Raw genomic sequence first — 19,096 nt, forward strand, 5'->3', positions numbered from 1 at the left:
GATAGCGGCTCCCCTTTGGCAAGTTGACTTGCTCTACCGGTGGAGCCTGAAAGGCTAATGTATTTCCTGGATGGGGCCCTGGTGAGGCACAATAGGAATAGATTGACTGAGCAAGGCTAACGGCTATTTATTACCACGTATTACGCTATTTTCTAGCCTCGTCACAGTTAATATAAACGTTTGGCCCCCTGACGGGAACGGGTGAAAAACACCCTTGAAATACATTACGAAAAGTGATAGTTAAAGCCGTTGGCAAGCCCCAAATTAGTTGCCATAAGACATTATTATCACAGGGAATCATATCACATCCATGAAAATCAATATTACCGACCAGCCAAATCCGCAGGATGAAGAGTTCGTTATCGACAGCCTTTGGGCTCATAATGAAAAAACCGAACACGTTGATATCCACCCCTTGTTCCTGACCGTGACCGATGAGCAAGGTAAAATCGTTGCCGGGCTGGTGGCCAGAACCTGGTGGGGCGGGCTTGAAGTGCAATATCTTTGGGTCAGCGACCAGCATCGTAAAAGCGGCTATGGCCGTCAACTGATGCTCCAGGCAGAAGAAGAGGCCAGGAAGCGCGGCTGCCACATGGCCTATGTCGATACCTTCGACTTCCAGGCCCGCGGCTTTTACGAAAAATTGGGCTATCAGCTGTACGGCAACCTGGGCGGCTATGCCAAGAAGCATACGCGCCACTACCTGGCAAAAGAGATTTAATCCGGTTGTCATCGGAGAGGTCAGAATGGATTCGTCCGATAAAAATAATGAATTTTATTTGAAAGGTCTGATTGCCATGATGGAGCACTTAAGTGAGCCATGGGGCATTAAGGATCTGGCATCCCGTCATATTTATATGAACCACGCCGCCTACCTCTATACCAATACGCCGCTTGATTTTGATGTAGCCGGTAAGCTGGACGACGAGTTTCCCGCCGACTGGGCCGAATGCGCGGCCGATTTTGTCGAACATGACAAAATGACAGAGGTCTCGCGGGAGCGGGTTGCGGTGATAGAAACGCATTATTGGTACGGGAAAGACAGTCTGACCCCGTTTATCAGCGAAAAACTGCCGATCTACAACGATAAAAAAGAAGTGGTTGGGGTGATGTGGAACGCCAAACCGCTCAACACCTTATCTCCGCTGAAATTTATCAATCAACAAAAACCCAGCGTTCTGACCACAGAAACCAATAGCACTATTTTCACCCGAGCCGAACTTGACGTGATATTTTTAATGTTGCAACGGCTGTCGGTGAAAGAGATCGCCAAAATATACAATATCAGCAATAAAACCATAGAAAACAGAATATATAACATCTATCAAAAATCTGACGTCCATACACAGCAGCAGTTTGAAGAATTTTGCAAATATGCGCATCTGGACAATTACATTCCCGATCGCCTGATAGCTAAAGGCATTCAGTTTATTTAATAGCAAGGAATACCTCACCGTGATCAAAATTGAAGACTATCCGTTAACCCGGGTACCTCAGGATAAAAGAGTCTCGTTTTTAAGCGTGGCCATTGTGCATATGGGCATGCTGACCGCACTGGATCAGTTTATGCTCGGCGCCGTATTGGGCCACTCAATGACGCTGTTCGATGCCTTTACCGCCATTTTCGTCGGCAGTCTGATCTTTGGCGTTGTCACCTACGGCCTCGGGCTGGCAGGGATGCGCGAAGGGATCTCCGGCAGCCTGCTGGCCCGCTGGTGCGGCTTTGGCCGACTGGGCTCGGTGCTGATCGGCGTGGTGGTAGCCGTCAGCCTGCTGGGTTGGTTTGGCATACAGAACGCCATTTTCGCCAAGTCGCTGGATTTCGCACTGGGCAATAAGCTGGGCTTTGGTCTGGCGGCCGGCCTGTCCGGTACCCTGCTCACCATACTGGTGGCCTTTGGCTTCAAGGCATTACGTATCGCCGCCCGAATTGCGGTACCGATGTTTATTATGCTGGTAGCCTATATCTCTTACATCACCCTCACCGGCCATAATCTGCCGGAAATTATTCAATTAATGCCGCCAGGTGAGCCACTGTCGATCAGTGCCGGCATCACCATCGTGGTCGGTGGCGCCATCGTTGCCAGCCTGATGACCCCCGATCTGACGCGTTATTCCAAAAACGGCAAGCACGTGTTTGGCGTGACCCTGCTCACCATTGTCGCCGGGGAGTTCGTGGTTAACGGTCTGGCGCTGCTGATCGCCAAAACGCTCGGCACGGCGGATGTCGTGACCATCATGTCGCAAGTCGCCGGAGGGGCTGGCCTGCTGGTGGTGGTGTTCTCCACCTTAAGGGTCAATGACCTCAACCTGTACTCATCTTCACTGGGCATCGTCAACGCGGTTGAAGGCATGACCGGTAAAAGGCTGAAATACACCGCCACCACGCTGGTGATTGGCGTGTTGGGTACAACGCTTTCGGTGCTGGGGATCCTGGATCGGTTCGTCGACTTCCTGACGGTACTGGGCGTGGTGTTCCCGCCGATTATCGGCGTGATGCTGGTGGATTATTACTTGCTGCGGACTCACCGTAAAATTCTGGATGACAGTCGCCGGGAAGGCAAACTGCCCGACCAGACGCCGACCATTGGCTGGGCAGCGATCGTCGCCAGCATTGCCGGCAGCATCGTCGGGTTAGTGACCGAATGGGGTGTGCCGACCATCAACTCATTGCTGGCCGCCAGCCTGTTGTATTGGGTATTCAAGTTGGCGCTGAATCGTTCGCAGAAACCGGCCCCGGCGCAAAGCTGATTCGGTTGCCAGCGACGAAATGCTATTACCACTCTCCTGCAACGGGTGAGTGGTAATACTATAGAATGAGGATTTTGTGGACTAAAAACTGCGGTTTTAAAACTGAAACCTGATTGGAATTCCCTGGTGTCGGTAGCTAAAACATCCTTTATTACCCAGAGAATGGAAACGCCTCCCTCCCTGAGTTTTTTATTATAGAAGTTGTCAGACAATCGGTTATTAACTGTTTTGACCGTCAAGAAACACTTCAGTATGGATGAACAGTAGCTCACAAAAAGCACCATGGTCAACACAAAAGTAGACACAAAACCCACTTTTGTGTTCACTTTTATGGGTTCATCATCTAAGCGATTGATTTGTATTTAATTACTTTCATTCCACTTTTCACTCAACAGGGTGAAAGTATCATTAGGGGTGATACGGAGCCGTTTAACATACGTTTTCAAAGATTAATCAGCCGGTTACCCTCCCTCTTCCAATGGCAATTCTGGACAATGTCAGCGCGTACGATATAGTAAAGCCGGCCAGAATATTGTAAGGAATGCTTATGAAGACCACTAACGCCCAGCGCAAAAGCAACATCATTAAGAATATTGAATATCTGATGCGCACCCGTGGCGAAACCAAGGCATCCTTCTCTAACCGTACTGGCCTGACGCGTACCACTATCTACAAGATCCTCGATGGACGGGTCAACAATGTGCAGCAAGCCACGGTTAACCGGATTTCAGATTTCTTCGGCGTTTCCTGCGAAGAGATCGAAGACTATGATCTGGAAAAACTGGAGCTGCTCAATGAAACCCTGTCCACCGAAGGCAATAAAAATCCTTCCGCAATTCCTGTTATTCCGCAGTCGCGTTATTTAGCGGTTGCCGGCAAGAAGATCGGCCAACTGGTCACAGAGTTCCCTTTGACTTATTTCTTCGGCGATGAGTCAAATATGGTAGCAATGCGCATAGAGACCGAAATAAAAGGTTCATTTATCCCAGGCGAGGTCATTATTATAAAACGCCCGCCGGTATTAGTTTGCGATTCGCCTTTATTGTATCACTCGGGAAAATACGGCTTCTTTGTGGTTAACGACAAAGAAGAAAGCAGCATGGAGAAAAATCATCAGGATACCGTGCAATTCCTGGGTTATATCTTTGGAGAAAGGCTATAAATGGAACCGAATCAAAAGTTCAAGCTATTGGGCTTTACCCGACATGGCACTCTGGCTGCCAATGTCATGGTATTAGCCACCGGCAAAACCATTACCATGGGGCTCAATGAACTGGCCGACAGCGATATATCGGAAGATCTGAGCCGCCATGAGCTACAGGCGCTGTATCGCAAAATCTACGGCAACAATCAGCAGCAAACCGCCTATGAGCTCAGCGATCGTCATGAACGCTCCTGGTATGCCTATCTGATTATTACCGTGGCGCTCAGCGTGATTTATATCTTCTCAACCCTGTGCGGCGTCAAACCGATTGAAATTGCTGCATTGAACATCATCACGCCCCCGGCGATATTTATTTACCCCCTGACCTTTATCCTGGTGGATATTCTGAACGAATTTTATGGGCTGCGGCTGGCCAGGCGCACCATTATCATCTCGTTTATGGCCAACCTGATTTTTGTGCTGGGCGTTTGGGCAACCACGCTGGTACCGAGCATTCCGCAGTGGGAGTTCAGCCAGACTTATGACGGTATCGTCCACAGCATCATGGCGGTGCTGGTAGCCTCATCTGCCGCCTATTTGATCTCCGAGAACGTCAACTCCTGGCTGCTGTGCAAAATAAAAGAGCTGACCAACTCCCGCTATCTGTTTGTACGGGTAATCACCAGCACCGTGGTGGCCTCGGCCATCGACAGCCTGGTGTTCTGTACCCTGGCGTTCTACAACGTTTTGAGCTGGGACATCATCAAAACCATGATCCTGTCGCAGTTCCTGATTAAGGTGGTCTACGCCCTGGTGGGCGTCGGGCCGATATACGCCGCCCGTAGCCTGTTTAACCGTTATATCAATACCGATCTTGCAAGGAGCAATGAATATGCATATCAAAAAACAAGATAAAATCACCCATCTTGGCGCCAACTCCGATTATCCGGACCAGTATGCTCCCGAATTGCTCGAAGCCCTGCCGCGCGCACGCGGTCGCGATCTGATCGGCGTGGATGAACGCAAACTGCCATTCAGCGGCTTCGACCTGTGGACCGCCTTCGAACTTTCCTGGCTCAACGCCAAAGGCAAACCGGTGGTGGGCATTGGTGAATTTACCCTGCCCCATTCGTCCACCAACCTGATCGAGTCCAAATCATTCAAACTGTATCTCAACAGCTTTAACCAGACGCGCTTCGACAGCGTGGAACAGGTCAGCGCCGCGATGCAAAAAGATCTGTCGCAGGCCGCCAATGGTCAGGTTGGGGTGAAGCTGTATCCGGGGTTGGACGGTTATTCAGCGCAGATCGACGCCCTGCCGGGCATCAATATCGACGACCTGGATATCGCCGTGGATGACTTTGATTTCAAACCGGAATATCTGATTGGTGCCACCAGCGAACAGGCGGAAATAGTGACGGAGACGCTGTCCTCCAACCTGCTGAAATCCAACTGTCTGGTGACCAATCAGCCGGACTGGGGCAGCGTGGTGATCCACTATCAGGGCCGTAAAATCGATCGCGAGCGCCTGCTGCGCTATCTGATCTCCTTCCGCCAGCATAATGAGTTCCACGAGCAGTGTGTCGAGCGTATTTTTAACGACATCAAACAAAGCTGCCAGCCGGAGAAACTCAGCGTGTTCGCCCGCTATACCCGCCGCGGCGGTCTGGACATCAACCCGTTCCGCAGCGATTTTGAAACGGCGCCGACCCTGGGCCGTTTGATCAGGCAATAACGCTCCACTTGTCATGCCCCCGCCCGGGGGCATTATTTCTCCCCGTCATCTGTTTGTTATTTTTCGCCATTACCGTCGTTAACAACTATCTTCAAAACAACCCTCAGGGAGATTAACGACGCATGCCTGATTTTTCGCGCAGAGAAATACTGCGGGCTGCCGCCATCGGATCGGCTTTTTCACTGTTACCCGCCTCGATCCGCAAAGCGCTGGCAATCCCCGCCAATAATCGCACCGGTACTCTTAACGATGTCGAACACGTGGTGATCCTGATGCAGGAAAACCGCTCTTTCGACCATTACTTCGGCACCTTGCCCGGCGTACGCGGCTTTAGCGATCGCATCACCATTCCTTTGCCCGGCGGCCGCCACGTCTGGCAGCAGCAGGGGGAACATCGGCTGGTGCTGCCCTATCATCTCGACAGCAAGCGCGGCAATGCCCAACGGGTAAGCGGCACGCCGCATTCGTGGGTAGATGAACAATCCGCCTGGGACAGCGGCCGCATGAGCGCCTGGCCGACCTATAAAACGCCCACCTCGATGGGCTATTACCGTCGGCACGAATTGCCGTTCCAGTTTGCGCTGGCCGAAACCTTCACCCTGTGCGACGCCTATCATTGCTCGATCCACGCCGGCACCAACACCAACCGCCTGTTCCACTGGACCGGCACCAATGGCCCGACGGCGGCTGAGGTCGCGGTGGTGGTCAACGAGTGGGACAGCCCCGGCCCGGCGGAAGTCGGCTACCAGTGGCAGACCTATCCGGAGCGGCTGGAGGCCGGCGGCGTCAGTTGGAAGGTCTATCAGTTTTTGCCTGATAACTTCACCGACAACCCACTGGCGGGATTCCGCCAGTACCGTGCCGCCAGCGTTAAGGTCGGCAACCCGGCACAGCCGCCAAAAGACTTCACCGCCTTTGTACCCTATCGCGATGAATTGAACGTTGAAGCCCCGCTGTACAAGGGCAATGGCAATACGCTGCCAGCAGCCGACGGCAACGATCTGGATGCGATGCTGACCGGCTTTCGTAACGACGTACAGCAGGGCAAGCTGCCGCAGGTAAGCTGGATTATCGCCCCGGCGGCCTACTCGGAGCACCCCGGGCCTTCCAGCCCGGTGCAGGGCGGCTGGTTTACCCAGGAGATCCTCAATGCGCTGACGGATAACCCGGAGGTGTGGAGCAAGACCGTGCTGCTGGTCAATTACGACGAAAACGACGGTTTCTTCGACCATATGCCTTCGCCCTCAGCCCCGTCACTGCGCGAAGACGGCAGCTTCGCCGGTAAATCGACGGTGCCGTTCGACAGCGAAATCTTTCAGCATGTCGCCCCACCCGGTTCACAAGAGCAACCCCCACCGGACGGCCGTATCTATGGCCCCGGCCCACGGGTGCCGATGTTGGTGCTGTCTCCCTGGAGCCGTGGCGGCTGGGTCAATTCACAGGTATTCGACCACACCTCGGTACTGCAATTTTTAGAAAAACGTTTCCAGGTGCATGAACCGAACATCAGCGCCTGGCGACGGGCGGTCTGTGGTGACCTCACTTCGGCCTTCAACTTTGTCGACCCTAATGAGGAAACCTTGCCTCGTCTGCCCACCACCAGTCGCCACGCCGCCGATAACCTGCGCCAGCGACAGGAACAGTTACCGCAGGTGCCCTTGCCGCCGGTGGACAGGCAACAGTTACCGCATCAGTCGCGACTGGCACGCCCATCGCGTGCGCTGCCTTACCAGCTGCACGTTGAGGCCAGCAGCAACCCCGAGCAAAAAATGCTGACGCTCAACCTGTACAACACTGGCGAACAGGGCGCGGTCTTTCATGTGTATGACCTGCTGAGTCTGGAGCAGATCCCACGGCGCTATACCGTCGAGGCCGGTAAAGCGGTCAGTGATAACTGGCTAACGGCAGATCGCTACCACCTGTGGTTGCTAGGCCCCAACGGTTTTCATCGTGAGCTGGGTGGCAGCGTTCAACAGCCGCAGCCGGAAGTGCAACTCACCCCGCAGGGCGATCGTTTATCGCTAACGCTAACCAACGCGGGTAGCCAGGCAACAACGGTGACCATCGTCCGCTGCCCTTATACGCAAAAAGGCCCCTGGAAGATTGAACTTCCGGCGGGTGGCCGCCATCAGCAGGCCTTTGCTACCAAATCCAGCGGTGGCTGGTACGATCTTTCACTGCAGGGGGCACAGGGCTGGCAACGCCGACTGGCAGGCCGGCTGGAGAACGGCGACCACAGCGTCAGCGATCCGTTAATGGGTAAGGTCTGAGATATCCGTGCAGGGTGTTCAAAAAGAGAATGCCCTTTAGCGGCAGTACAAGCGGAACAGGCGCGCCAGGTGTGCGCCCATCGGCGTCAGCGTAGTGTCTTTACGCTGGATCAGATAAAACGTCGCTTTTGGCAGGCTCTCCTCCAGCGCCAGCGGCACCAGATGTTTACCCAATATCGGGTCGGAGATCACATCTACCGACAGAATGCTGACAAAGTCGCTCTGCGCCACCAGGCTGGTGCAGGCCATAAAAGTCTCGCAGGTGACGCTGATAGACGGCGCCATTCCCAAATCCCCGAACAAGTCGTGCAGTAGCCGGTAGTAGCTGCCCTTTGGCGTCGGCATGGTCCAGTCGCAGTGCTGCAGTTGCCTGAGTGACGTCGCCCCCTCCATCGGATGCCCCTTGCGCACCACCACCTTGTACTCTTTCTCCATCAGCCGTTCGTACTGCAATTCATTGTCCAGGCTGCTGGGGTAATAGGTATTGACCGTGAAATCCAGTTCACCCTGGCGAAGTTCCGGGATCATCGACACCAGTTGCCCTTCGACAATCCGCACTTTGACCTTTGGATATTCACGGTGGAACTGATTAATCACCTGCGGCATCACGGTGCGCGCAATGCTGCCGCCGACGCCGATATTCACTGAGCCGCCCGCCAGCCCCAGCCGTTGCTGGATATCCTCCTGCGCCACCCGCAGCTCTTCGAGGATCAGGCTGGCATGCTGGAAAAAGTTATCGCCGCAGTCGGTCAGCACCACGCCCTGGCTACGGCGGATAAACAGCTTGGCCCCCAGCACCGTCTCCAGCTCCTGAATCGACTTGGTCAGCGCAGGCTGCGAAAGCTGTGAAGTCCGGCTGGCGGCGCGAATACTGCCCTGACGGCTGACTTCTACAAACGCACGTAATTGGTGCAATTTTATTGAGGCTGGCATAGGCGAATGGTGATAACCATTGTTTATCAATAGCAAGATATTGGCATCTTATTTAGCCCGATTCCATTGTGTACATTCGAAAAAAACATAATAAATAACCAAATTCTTATTTCGCTTAATTAAACGCATTTTCTGCGCCAATAAGCGCATTTCACGGCAGTTAGTCACTAAATATGTCTTTTTCATTAAACAGTTCCACCGTCTGACCTCAGTTCAGCGCACCACTGCTGCCCGGCGTTTGCCTGGGCGCGATAACCAATGAGATCTCCCAATGAATAATCCGCTTTCGATGTTGGTGTCAGATTTATCCCCGCAACTGCAGGCCTGGCGCCGCGACTTTCACCGCTATGCCGAATCCGGCTGGTTTGAGTTCCGCACCGCTACGCTGGTGGCGGAAGAACTGGATCGGCTGGGCTACCGCCTGCAACTGGGCCGCGAAGTCATTAATGCCGATGCCCGCATGGGGTTGCCTTCCGCCGAAGCTCTGCAGCAACAGGAGCAGCGCGCCCGCGAACAGGGGGCACTGGATAAGTGGTTACCACACTTTTCCGGCGGCTTCGCCGGTATTGTCGCCACGCTGGACACCGGCCGCCCCGGCCCGGTGATCGCCTATCGCGTTGACATGGATGCGCTCGATCTCAACGAAAAACTCCAGCCGGATCACCTGCCGTTCCGTGAAGGCTTCGCTTCCTGCAACAGCGGCATGATGCATGCATGCGGTCATGACGGCCACACCACCATTGGGCTGGGGTTGGCACGGGTGTTCAAGAGCCTGGAAGCGCAGCTGAGCGGCACTATCAAACTGATTTTCCAGCCGGCAGAAGAAGGCACTCGTGGCGCAAAATCCATGGTGGAAGCCGGCGTGGTGGACGACGTGGATTTCTTCACCGCCGTACACATCGGCACCGGCGTACCGGCCGGGGAACTGGTGTGCGGTAGCGACAGCTTTATGGCCACCAGCAAGCTGGACGTCACCTACCGTGGCGTTGCCTCTCACGCCGGTGCCAAACCGGAGGACGGCCGTAATGCCCTGCTGGCGGCGGCGCAGGCCACCGTGGGGCTGTACGCCATCCCACGCCACAGCGAGGGCAGCTCACGCATTAACGTCGGCGTGCTGCAGGGCGGAACCGGCCGCAACGTGATTGCCGATCGGGCGTTTATGAAGGTGGAAACCCGCGGGGCCACCAACGCCATCAACGAATTTGTTTACCAGCAGGCGCTGAACGTGATCGAAGGCGCGGCCAAAATGCACGGCGTGGAATACGACATCGCCCTGATGGGTGCAGCGCAGAGCAGTAAACCGACCCAGCCCTGGGTGGACTACATTCACCGCCAGGCGCAGGAGATAGCCGAACTGACTTCGGTCGTCGATCGCCGCGAGCAGGCCGCCGGTTCCGAAGACGCCACTTATATGATGGAACGGGTGAAATCCCACGGCGGGCAGGCCTCTTACGTGATTTTCGGTACCGAACTGAGCGCCGGGCACCACAACGAAAAGTTCGATTTTAACGAACAGGTGATGGCGGTGGCGGTGAAAACGCTGGCGTCGCTGGCACTGAACCTGCCGACCTTTGGGAGCAAAGCATGAGTAACCCGCAACTGCTTACGTTTATCAATCAGTACATTGACCAACACCAGCCGCAGTTCAGCGCACTGAGCGACAGCATCTGGGATCACCCGGAGACGCGCTTTACCGAAACCTATTCTGCCAATCTGCTGGCCGACGCGCTGGAGCAGGAAGGTTTTCGGCTTGAGCGCGGCGTTGGCGGCATTGAAACCGCGTTTATCGCCAGCTACGGCAGCGGCCAGCCGGTGATCGCGCTGCTGGGCGAGTACGACGCACTCGCCGGACTGAGCCAACAGGCCGGCTGCGCCACGCCGCAGCCGCTGGTGGAAAACGGCAACGGCCACGGCTGCGGCCACAATCTGCTGGGCACCGCCGCGCTGGCGGGGGCATTCGCGGTGAAGGCCTGGATGCAACAGCAGCACCTGTCCGGCACCGTGCGTTTCTACGGCTGCCCGGGTGAAGAAGGCGGCTCCGGCAAAACCTTTATGGTGCGTGAAGGCCTGTTCGATGACGTTGATGCCGCCCTCACCTGGCATCCGGAAGGCTTCAGCGGCATGTTCAATACCAGCACTTTGGCCAACATTCAGGCGGCGTTTCAGTTCAAGGGCATCGCTGCTCACGCCGCCAACTCACCGCATCTTGGCCGCAGCGCGCTGGATGCGGTTACGCTGATGAACACCGGTGCCAACTTCCTGCGTGAGCACATCGTACAGGAAGCCCGGCTGCACTATGCCGTCACCAATACCGGTGGCAGTTCACCCAATGTGGTGCAAGCCGATGCCGAGGTGCTGTACCTGATCCGCGCGCCACAGCTCGATCAGGCGCAGGATATTTACCAACGGGTGATCAACATCGCCAAAGGCGCAGCGCTGATGACCGATACCCAGATGACGGTGCGTTTCGACAAGGCTTGCTCCAACTACGTGCCAAACCGCAGCATGGAGCAGGTGATGTATCGCTATGTCTGCGACTTCGGCCTGCCGGAATACAGTGAGGCGGAACGCAAATTCGCCACGGAAATCCGCCAAACGCTCAACAAAGACGACCTGCGTAATGCCAGGTTAAATATCGCCCGTACCGGCGGCGCGGCGGGCCGCGAGTGGGTTCAGAATCTGGGCGACAAGGTGTTGATGGATCAGGTAGCCCCTTATGTGGCATCGGAAGATCTACTGTACGGCTCTACCGACGTCGGCGATGTCAGTTGGGTCGCGCCGACCGCCCAGTGCTTCAGCCCCTGCTTTGCGTTCGGCACTCCGCTGCACACCTGGCAACTGGTGGCACAGGGTCGCACTTCGATCGCCCACAAAGGCATGTGCCTGGCCGGCAAGGTGATGGCAGCCACCGCCGTCGAACTGCTGAGCGACAGCGCTCTGCTGGCGGGCTGCCGCCGCGAGTTCGAACGCCAGCGCGCCGAACAGCCTTATAGCTGCCCGATCCCTAAAGACATCAGGCCTTCACCGTTAAAGTAACCACCATGCTGCCAAGGCCCGCAATAGCGGGCCAGTAATAATAATTATAATTAAATCAAATAATAAAAAATAAACACAACAGGACAAACACAGAGGGTAAGACAATGAGTGAGGTCACAACTTCAGCCAATAAAAGCCCCGGTCGCGTTTTTTACTGGGTAGAGCGCATCGGGAATAAAATCCCCAATCCATTTTTACTGTTCGTCTATTTAATCGTTGTTTTAATGCTGGCTACCGCGCTGTTCTCCTGGCTCGACATGGCGGTAAAAAACCCGGCCACCGGCGAGTTGATCAAGGTAAATAACCTGATGAGCGTGGCGGGCATGCAGTGGATCTTCCCGAATATCATTCATAACTTCAGCAGTTTTGCCCCGCTGGGTGCAATTTTGGCGCTGGTGATCGGTGCCGGGCTGGCCGAAAAGGTCGGGCTGCTACAGGCATTGATGTACAAGATGGCCTCACGCGTTAGCGCCCGCTATGCCAGCTATCTGGTGCTGTTTATCGCCTTTTTCAGCCATATCTCTTCTGACGCCGCACTGGTGGTGATGCCACCGCTCGGCGCGCTGATGTTTCTGGCCGTGGGCCGCCACCCGGTGGCCGGGCTGTTGGCCGCGATTGCCGGGGTTGCCTCCGGCTTTACCGCCAACCTGCTGATCGTCACCACCGACGTACTGCTCTCCGGCATCAGTACCGAGGCCACCAAGGCGGTGGACGCCGCCGTTCACGTCAGCGTGATCGACAACTGGTACTTTATGGCCACCTCGGTCGTAGTGCTGACCTTCGCCGGGGCGCTGTTGACCGATAAGTTTATCGAACCGCGTCTGCCCAAATGGCAGGGCAGCGCCGAGGACAAAATTGAGACGCTAACCCCACTACAAAACCGTGGGCTGATGATGAGCGGCATTGCCGCGCTGGTGTTTATAGCGATTATCGCCGCCCTGGTGGTACCCGAAGCGGCCCCGCTGCGCGATCCGAAAACCGGCTCGGTGATCCCATCGCCGTTTATTAAGGGCATTGTGCCGATCATCATCCTGTTTTTCTTCACCGTTGGCATTACCTATGGCGTGGTCACCAAACAGATCAAACGGCCGGACGATATTCCCAACCACCTGATAGAGCCGATGAAAAGCATGGCCGGCTTTATCGTGATGGTGTTCCCGCTGTCGCAGTTCGTGGCGTTCTTTAACTGGAGCAACATGGGCAAGTTTATGGCCATCGGCCTGACCGATATGCTGGAGGCCGCCGGTATGAGCGGTGCCCCCGCGTTTCTCGGGCTGATGTTCCTCTCGGCCTTCCTGTGCATGTTTATCGCCAGTGGCTCTGCCATCTGGTCGATTCTGGCCCCGATCTTTGTACCGATGTTTATGCTGCTGGGCTTTCATCCGGCGTTCGCCCAGATGATTTTCCGCATCGCCGACTCCTCGGTGCTGCCGCTGGCACCGATGTCCCCCTTCCTGCCGCTGTTCCTCGGTTTCCTGCAGCGTTACCGCAAAGACGCCCAGCTCGGCACCTACTACGTGCTGATCCTGCCGTATCCGCTGGTGTTCTTTGCCGTGTGGATTTTGCTGCTGCTGGCCTGGTACGCGCTCGGCCTGCCGATTGGCCCGGGGGTTTATCCAAAGATGGGATAACCCTGCTGACCCCGCCCTGAACCACACCAGGGCGGGCATTCCCTCCTGCGCTTTTGCTCGCTGTCGCTACTCTTTACCCCTTCCTTTCGCTACTCGAAACATTATTTTATTGCTTTGCTAAACCGGTTCTTCTATTTTAGCTCGCCATCAGACACCGATGAAAACGGGGATCGAACATGGTTAATCGCGTATGGGTGCTGGGTGATGCAGTTGTCGACCTGGTACCTGAAAATTCAAACAGTTACCTTAAGTGCCCCGGTGGCGCTCCGGCCAATGTGGCAGTCGGCATCGCCCGCCTGGGCGGCAACAGCGCCTTTATCGGCCGGGTAGGCCGGGACAGCTTCGGCGCTTTCCTGCAGCAGGTACTGAGCGAAGAGCAGGTCGACATCGGCCATATGTCACAGGATCCAGACCACCACACCTCTACCGTGGTGGTGGATCTTGATCTGATGGGTGAACGCTCCTTCACCTTCATGGTCAGCCCAAGCGCCGATCTGTTCCTGCAACCCGAGGATCTGCCTGATTTCAAAGCGGATGAATGGCTGCACGTCTGCTCTATCGCTCTGTCACAGGAACCCAGCCGCAGCACCACCTTCACCGCAATGGAGAACATCAAGGCGGCCGGTGGCTGGGTCAGCTTTGACCCAAATATTCGTGAAGACGTTTGGCGCCAGCCGGAAGCGCTGCGCCCCTGCTTGCAAAAGGCGTTATTGCTGGCGGACGTGGTGAAGATCTCGCTGGAAGAACTGAGTTTTATCAGCAATATCGGCGAGTTGGAGAGCGGTATCGATTGGATGATGCAGCGCTACCCACTGCGTTTGTTGCTGGTGACGCTGGGCGGCGACGGTGTCTGCGTGCATGACGGCAAACAGATCCGCCATTTCCGCGCCCCTTCAATCACCCCGGTCGATACCACCGGTGCGGGTGACGCCTTTGTCGCCGGTCTGCTGGCCGCACTGGCACACCTGGGCGCTTTACCGCAGGAAGCCCAATGGCCGGCAGTGATCGCCCAGGCCCAGGCCTGCGGGGCGCTGGCCACCACCGCCAAAGGCGCTATGACCGCCCTGCCGCATGCCGACGAGTTGCAGGACTTCCTGCGACGCTAACCCGATAGCTGTAAGTCAGGCCCAATGCCACAGGGCATTGGGTACCTCCCCACTTTTCATCTCCGGAACATAATTTGCGGACTTGATCACAATAGCTGAATCGGGTTAGCAAACTTGATTGCCAGCCGTCGCTCAACTCACTATCTTTCATCCTGAAAAACCGGTTTAGCAATTTAGCAAAAAATAATAACAACCACCCCGGATGATAGAAAATCATGAAAAAACTTGGCTATCTGGCAGTCACTACAGGGCTTCTCATCTCTACCTCTGCGGCCGCGACTGGTACCAATACCAGTATCGAAGCCCGTCTGAATGCGCTGGAACAACGGTTGCAACAGGCCGAGCAGCGAGCTGTCCAGGCGGAAACGCGTGCCACGGCGGCGGAACGCAAGGCACAACAGTTGGAATTACGCACCGCCAACACCGAGCAGCAAACCCAACAGGTTGTTCAGCGCACCGCGACGCTGGAAACCCACGCCGCCCCGGCCGGCAAGCTGCAACTCACCGGATTAACCGACCTGAAACTGTACGGCGACGTCGAGTTCAACCTGGACGGCGCCAGCCGCAGCGGCCAGCTCACCTCGCTGAAAAGCAGCGACAACAAAGACTGGAAGCCGGGCAACAAAGAACGTTGGGATATCAACGGCCGCATTTTGGTCGGCGTAGACGGCTACCGACGCAACCCGGACGGCAACTTCTCCGGTTTCAGCGTGCAGCCGCTGGCCGACATGACCGGTAAAATGAACCTCGACGATGCCGCCTTCTTCTTCGGTAACGAAAAGAACTGGCAGACCAAGATTGGCCGTTTTGAAGCCTACGACATGTTCCCGCTCAATCAGGACACCTTCATCCAGTATTCCGGCAATACCGCCAACGATCTGTATGCCGATGGCTTCGGCTATATCTACATGATGAAAGAAGGTCGTGGGCGTAGCAGCAGCGGCGGCAACCTGATGCTGAGCAAGTATGCCGGTAACTTCTACTTCGAACTCAATACGCTGGTGGAGGACGGTACCTCCCTGTTCCAGGACGACGCCTACCACGGCAATAGCCTGGATAATAAGAAAAATGTCGCCTACCTGCGGCCGGTGATCGCCTGGAAAAAAGACCAGCTCAGCGCGGCGGTGGCGATGGAAAGCAACGTGGTCAACAATGCCTACGGCTATCACGACAGCCAGGGGCAATTCGTCGACCAGTCCAAACGTAACGGCTACGGCATGACTCTCAGTTGGAACAACACCGCCGCCAACCCGGACAACGGCGTGGTTGCCAACCTGAGCACCGCCTACCTGGACGCCTCCGGCGAGCAGGACCTGACCGCCGGCGTCAACGTACTGTGGCGTCGCTTTGAAGTGGGTTACATCTATGCCCACAACAACATCAAAGAGTTCAATACCGCCGGTATGAGCGCCGACATCAGCAACCCGCTCAGCGAGCCGGGCAAATATGATATTCATACCATTCATGCCTCGTACCAAATACCAAACATCATGAATATGAAGAACTTTAACCTGTATCTCGGGGCCTACGTCTCGATGCTGGAGGCCAATGCAGATAACAAAATTGCCAACTCCAGCAACGATCAGCGCTACGGCGTACGTGCCCGGTTCAAGTACTTCTTCTGACGCTGATGAACTGATTTCCGCCGCGAAATTCCGCGGCGGCATTTTTATTGATTAAGGGAGTGAACATGGACATTACCGCAACCGCTAACGCGCTATTGCCGTTGCTCGGCGGCAAAGAAAACATAGCCAGTGCCGCCCACTGCGCCACACGCTTGCGCCTGGTGTTGCTCGATGACAGCAAGGTGGACAAAGTGGCGATCGGCAAGCTGGAAGGGGTGAAAGGCTGCTTTAGCAACGCCGGGCAAATCCAGGTGATTTTCGGTACCGGGCTGGTCAACAAGGTGCACGCGGAGTTTATCAAGGCGGCCGGCGTCAGCGAGTCCAGCAAGTCTGAGGCCGCCGATATCGCGGCGAAAAAACTCAACCCGCTGCAGCGCATTGCCCGCCTGCTGTCGAATATCTTTGTGCCAATCATCCCGGCTATCGTCGCCTCCGGCCTGCTGATGGGCCTGCTCGGCATGGTGAAAACCTACGGCTGGGCCGATGCCAACAGCGCCGTATTCGTGATGCTGGATATGTTCAGTTCAGCGGCATTTATTATTTTACCAATCCTGATCGGCTTCACCGCCGCGCGTGAATTTGGTGGTAACCCCTATCTGGGCGCTACGCTCGGCGGCATTCTGACCCATCCGGCTCTGACCAACGCCTGGGGCGTCGCCAGCGGCTTTCACACCATGGATTTCTTCGGGTTGCAGATTGCCATGATCGGCTATCAGGGCACGGTGTTCCCGGTGCTGTTGACGGTGTGGTTTATGAGCATGCTGGAAAAACAGCTGCGCAGAGTGATCCCCAATTCGCTGGATCTGATCCTGACGCCGTTCCTGACGGTGGTGATCTCCGGCTTCGTCGCCATGCTGTTTATCGGCCCGGCCGGTCGCGCGCTGGGTGATGGCATCTCGCTGGTGCTCAGCACGCTGATCGCCCACGCCGGTTGGTTTGCCGGCTTGCTGTTCGGTGGCCTGTATTCCGCCATCGTCATCACCGGTATCCACCACAGTTTCCATGCCGTCGAAGCCGGACTGCTCGGCAACCCGAATATCGGCGTTAACTTCCTGCTGCCGATCTGGTCGATGGCCAATATCGCTCAGGGCGGTGCCTGTCTGGCGGTCTATTTCAAAACCCGCGACGCCAAGATCAAAGCCATCGCGGTGCCTTCGGCCTTTTCCGCCATGCTCGGCATTACCGAAGCGGCGCTGTTCGGCATTAACCTGCGCTTTGTGAAACCCTTCCTGGCGGCGCTGGCCGGCGGTGCGCTCGGCGGTGCCTGGGTGGTGGCCAATCACGTCGGCATGAACGCGGTCGGGCTGACGGCAATTCCGGGGATGGCCATTGTGCAGGCCAGTTCGCTGGTCAGCTATATCATTGGTTTGGTGATCGCCTTCGGCAGCGCCTTTATTATCTCGTTGCTGCTGAAATACAAAACGGACAGCGAATAATGGAAGAATTGAATTTGATGAAACAGGCCGTTCAGGCGTTGATGCGCGACATGCCAAAGGTACTGCGTGCGCCGCACCGCCCGGCATGGCATCTGGCGCCCAGCGTCGGGTTACTCAACGATCCCAACGGATTCATTCAGCATAACGGCGTCTTCCACCTGTTTTATCAGTGGAACCCGCTGGGTTGCGATCACCGCAACAAGTGTTGGGGCCACTGGCAGTCGACGGATCTGGTCAACTGGCAGCATCAGCCGGTGGCACTGGTGCCGGGAGCCTGCTACGACAGCCACGGCTGTTATTCCGGATCGGCAGTGGTGGCGGACGGCAAAATCATGCTGGCGTATACCGGCAACGTCAAATACCCCGACGGCTCCCGCACCGCCTACCAGTGCCTGGCGCAAGAAAATGCCCAGGGCGGCTATGCCAAACTCGGCCCGGTATTACCGCTACCGCCGGGCTATAGCGGCCACGTGCGCGATCCGAAGGTTTGGCGTCATCAGGACGACTGGTACATGGTGCTCGGCGCTCGCGACCTGCAAGACCGTGGCAAAGTGCTGCTGTTGCGCTCCGCCGATCTGCGCGGTTGGCAGTTGCTGGGAGAGATTGCCGGTTCACAGCTGAACGGCATCGGCGATTTCGGCTATATGTGGGAATGCCCGGACCTGTTCACATTGGACGGGGTCGAGATACTGATCTGTTGCCCACAGGGGCTGGCGGCGCAGGCCGAACAGTATCTCAACGTTTATCAGGCGGGCTATTTCACTGGCAAACTGGATTATCGGCAGGCCACTTTCGAACATGGCGCCTTCCACGAGCTGGATCTCGGCTTCGAATTCTATGCGCCGCAGACCACCCAGGCCGAAGATGGTCGCCGGTTGCTGGTCGCCTGGATGGGCGTGCCGGAGCAGGACGAAGATTATCACCCGACGCTGCAGTACGGCTGGATCCACATCCTGACCTGCCCGCGCGAACTGTCGCTGCATCAGGGCAAGCTTTACCAACAACCGGCGCGCGAACTGCAACAATTGCGCGGTGAAAGCCGGCAATGGCAGGGGATCGCCGACGAAGCGCCATGTTGGCCCGTCGGCAGCGCGGAACTGCTGCTAACGCCAGAAGGGGCATTCAGCGCCGATTTTGGCGGGGCAATGACGCTGCTCTGGGACGGTGCCTTGCTACGACTGACGCGCAATAATCTGCGTAACGGGCAACCGGAACATCGCTACTGGCGCGGCAACCTGAGCCAGCTGCAGATCCTGTTTGACCGCTCCAGCGTGGAGATTTTTATCAACCACGGCGAGGCAGTGATGAGCGCACGCTACTTCCCCGGGCCGCAACCACAACTGCACCTGAGCGGTAAAACCCAACTGGCGCTCGAGCACTGGTCGCTGACGCCATGCATGCTAGAATGACGCATCCTTCGATGAATTCA

General features: G+C 56.1%; 15 protein-coding genes. 14 read left to right on the forward strand and 1 reads right to left on the reverse strand.

Going from position 1 to position 19,096, the window contains the following annotated elements; translation table 11 throughout:
• The first annotated feature begins 310 nt into the window (after positions 1-310).
• The 7 genes from ACNT1W_RS22695 (at position 311) to ACNT1W_RS22725 (ending at position 7,900) form a co-directional block, all read left to right on the forward strand.
• The gene (locus ACNT1W_RS22695; protein WP_012146891.1) at positions 311-721 is read left to right on the forward strand and encodes a GNAT family N-acetyltransferase; all 411 of its coding nucleotides are present in this window, start codon (positions 311-313) and stop codon (positions 719-721) included.
• A 25-nt stretch (positions 722-746) separates the two neighbouring features.
• The gene (locus ACNT1W_RS22700; protein ID WP_012146892.1) at positions 747-1,436 is read left to right on the forward strand and encodes a helix-turn-helix transcriptional regulator; all 690 of its coding nucleotides are present in this window, start codon (positions 747-749) and stop codon (positions 1,434-1,436) included.
• A 19-nt stretch (positions 1,437-1,455) separates the two neighbouring features.
• A complete protein-coding gene (locus ACNT1W_RS22705; protein ID WP_012146893.1) occupies positions 1,456-2,751 on the forward strand; it encodes a cytosine permease in 1,296 nt (431 codons plus the stop codon).
• A 547-nt stretch (positions 2,752-3,298) separates the two neighbouring features.
• Positions 3,299-3,913 (forward strand): helix-turn-helix domain-containing protein, encoded by a 615-nt coding sequence (locus tag ACNT1W_RS22710; RefSeq protein ID WP_012146894.1) that lies wholly within the window; start codon positions 3,299-3,301, stop codon positions 3,911-3,913.
• Positions 3,914-4,810, forward strand: a complete 897-nt coding sequence (locus ACNT1W_RS22715) for a queuosine precursor transporter (RefSeq protein WP_012146895.1) — start codon at positions 3,914-3,916, stop codon at positions 4,808-4,810.
• The gene (gene queF, locus ACNT1W_RS22720) at positions 4,788-5,630 is read left to right on the forward strand and encodes an NADPH-dependent 7-cyano-7-deazaguanine reductase QueF (RefSeq protein ID WP_012146896.1); all 843 of its coding nucleotides are present in this window, start codon (positions 4,788-4,790) and stop codon (positions 5,628-5,630) included. Before ACNT1W_RS22715 ends, queF begins: the two co-directional genes overlap by 23 nt.
• Before the next feature lie 122 nt (positions 5,631-5,752).
• On the forward strand, positions 5,753-7,900 hold the full coding sequence (locus tag ACNT1W_RS22725; protein WP_419246168.1) for a phosphocholine-specific phospholipase C: 2,148 nt from the start codon (positions 5,753-5,755) through the stop codon (positions 7,898-7,900).
• A gap of 36 nt (positions 7,901-7,936) precedes the next feature.
• Here the strand turns inward: ACNT1W_RS22725 and ACNT1W_RS22730 are convergent, their stop codons facing one another.
• Complete coding sequence (locus ACNT1W_RS22730) at positions 7,937-8,833, reverse strand: LysR family transcriptional regulator (RefSeq protein ID WP_012146898.1); 897 nt, start codon at positions 8,831-8,833, stop codon at positions 7,937-7,939.
• Positions 8,834-9,104: 271 nt separating this feature from the next.
• Between ACNT1W_RS22730 and ACNT1W_RS22735 the strand changes: the two genes are divergently transcribed.
• The 7 genes from ACNT1W_RS22735 (at position 9,105) to ACNT1W_RS22765 (ending at position 19,076) form a co-directional block, all read left to right on the forward strand.
• A complete protein-coding gene (locus tag ACNT1W_RS22735) occupies positions 9,105-10,421 on the forward strand; it encodes a M20 family metallo-hydrolase (protein ID WP_017893993.1) in 1,317 nt (438 codons plus the stop codon).
• Positions 10,418-11,869, forward strand: a complete 1,452-nt coding sequence (locus ACNT1W_RS22740; protein WP_419246169.1) for a M20 family metallopeptidase — start codon at positions 10,418-10,420, stop codon at positions 11,867-11,869. Before ACNT1W_RS22735 ends, ACNT1W_RS22740 begins: the two co-directional genes overlap by 4 nt.
• A gap of 104 nt (positions 11,870-11,973) precedes the next feature.
• Positions 11,974-13,500, forward strand: a complete 1,527-nt coding sequence (gene abgT / locus ACNT1W_RS22745) for a p-aminobenzoyl-glutamate transporter (RefSeq protein ID WP_017893995.1) — start codon at positions 11,974-11,976, stop codon at positions 13,498-13,500.
• Positions 13,501-13,676: 176 nt separating this feature from the next.
• Positions 13,677-14,606: an aminoimidazole riboside kinase gene (locus tag ACNT1W_RS22750; RefSeq protein WP_012146902.1), complete on the forward strand. Its 930-nt coding sequence runs from the start codon at positions 13,677-13,679 to the stop codon at positions 14,604-14,606.
• 215 nt (positions 14,607-14,821) lie between these two features.
• Positions 14,822-16,231 (forward strand): carbohydrate porin, encoded by a 1,410-nt coding sequence (locus ACNT1W_RS22755; protein ID WP_419246170.1) that lies wholly within the window; start codon positions 14,822-14,824, stop codon positions 16,229-16,231.
• 65 nt (positions 16,232-16,296) lie between these two features.
• Positions 16,297-17,667 (forward strand): sucrose-specific PTS transporter subunit IIBC, encoded by a 1,371-nt coding sequence (locus ACNT1W_RS22760; protein ID WP_012146904.1) that lies wholly within the window; start codon positions 16,297-16,299, stop codon positions 17,665-17,667.
• Positions 17,667-19,076, forward strand: a complete 1,410-nt coding sequence (locus ACNT1W_RS22765) for a sucrose-6-phosphate hydrolase (protein WP_419246171.1) — start codon at positions 17,667-17,669, stop codon at positions 19,074-19,076. The genes ACNT1W_RS22760 and ACNT1W_RS22765 overlap by 1 nt, the downstream gene beginning before the upstream one ends.
• Positions 19,077-19,096: the final 20 nt, after the last annotated feature.

It is taken from the genome of Serratia sp. NFX21 (assembly GCF_048517035.1).
In the GTDB taxonomy this organism is placed as follows: domain Bacteria; phylum Pseudomonadota; class Gammaproteobacteria; order Enterobacterales; family Enterobacteriaceae; genus Serratia; species Serratia quinivorans.

Coding starts and splice junctions, on each gene's coding strand:
- ACNT1W_RS22695 (WP_012146891.1), top strand. CDS start 311: ATGAAAATCAATATTACCGACCAGCCAAATCCGCAGGATGAAGAGTTC.
- ACNT1W_RS22760 (WP_012146904.1), top strand. CDS start 16,297: ATGGACATTACCGCAACCGCTAACGCGCTATTGCCGTTGCTCGGCGGC.
- ACNT1W_RS22740 (WP_419246169.1), top strand. CDS start 10,418: ATGAGTAACCCGCAACTGCTTACGTTTATCAATCAGTACATTGACCAA.
- queF (WP_012146896.1), top strand. CDS start 4,788: ATGCATATCAAAAAACAAGATAAAATCACCCATCTTGGCGCCAACTCC.
- abgT (WP_017893995.1), top strand. CDS start 11,974: ATGAGTGAGGTCACAACTTCAGCCAATAAAAGCCCCGGTCGCGTTTTT.
- ACNT1W_RS22765 (WP_419246171.1), top strand. CDS start 17,667: ATGGAAGAATTGAATTTGATGAAACAGGCCGTTCAGGCGTTGATGCGC.
- ACNT1W_RS22730 (WP_012146898.1), bottom strand. CDS start 8,833: ATGCCAGCCTCAATAAAATTGCACCAATTACGTGCGTTTGTAGAAGTC.
- ACNT1W_RS22735 (WP_017893993.1), top strand. CDS start 9,105: ATGAATAATCCGCTTTCGATGTTGGTGTCAGATTTATCCCCGCAACTG.
- ACNT1W_RS22715 (WP_012146895.1), top strand. CDS start 3,914: ATGGAACCGAATCAAAAGTTCAAGCTATTGGGCTTTACCCGACATGGC.
- ACNT1W_RS22725 (WP_419246168.1), top strand. CDS start 5,753: ATGCCTGATTTTTCGCGCAGAGAAATACTGCGGGCTGCCGCCATCGGA.
- ACNT1W_RS22700 (WP_012146892.1), top strand. CDS start 747: ATGGATTCGTCCGATAAAAATAATGAATTTTATTTGAAAGGTCTGATT.
- ACNT1W_RS22710 (WP_012146894.1), top strand. CDS start 3,299: ATGAAGACCACTAACGCCCAGCGCAAAAGCAACATCATTAAGAATATT.
- ACNT1W_RS22755 (WP_419246170.1), top strand. CDS start 14,822: ATGAAAAAACTTGGCTATCTGGCAGTCACTACAGGGCTTCTCATCTCT.
- ACNT1W_RS22750 (WP_012146902.1), top strand. CDS start 13,677: ATGGTTAATCGCGTATGGGTGCTGGGTGATGCAGTTGTCGACCTGGTA.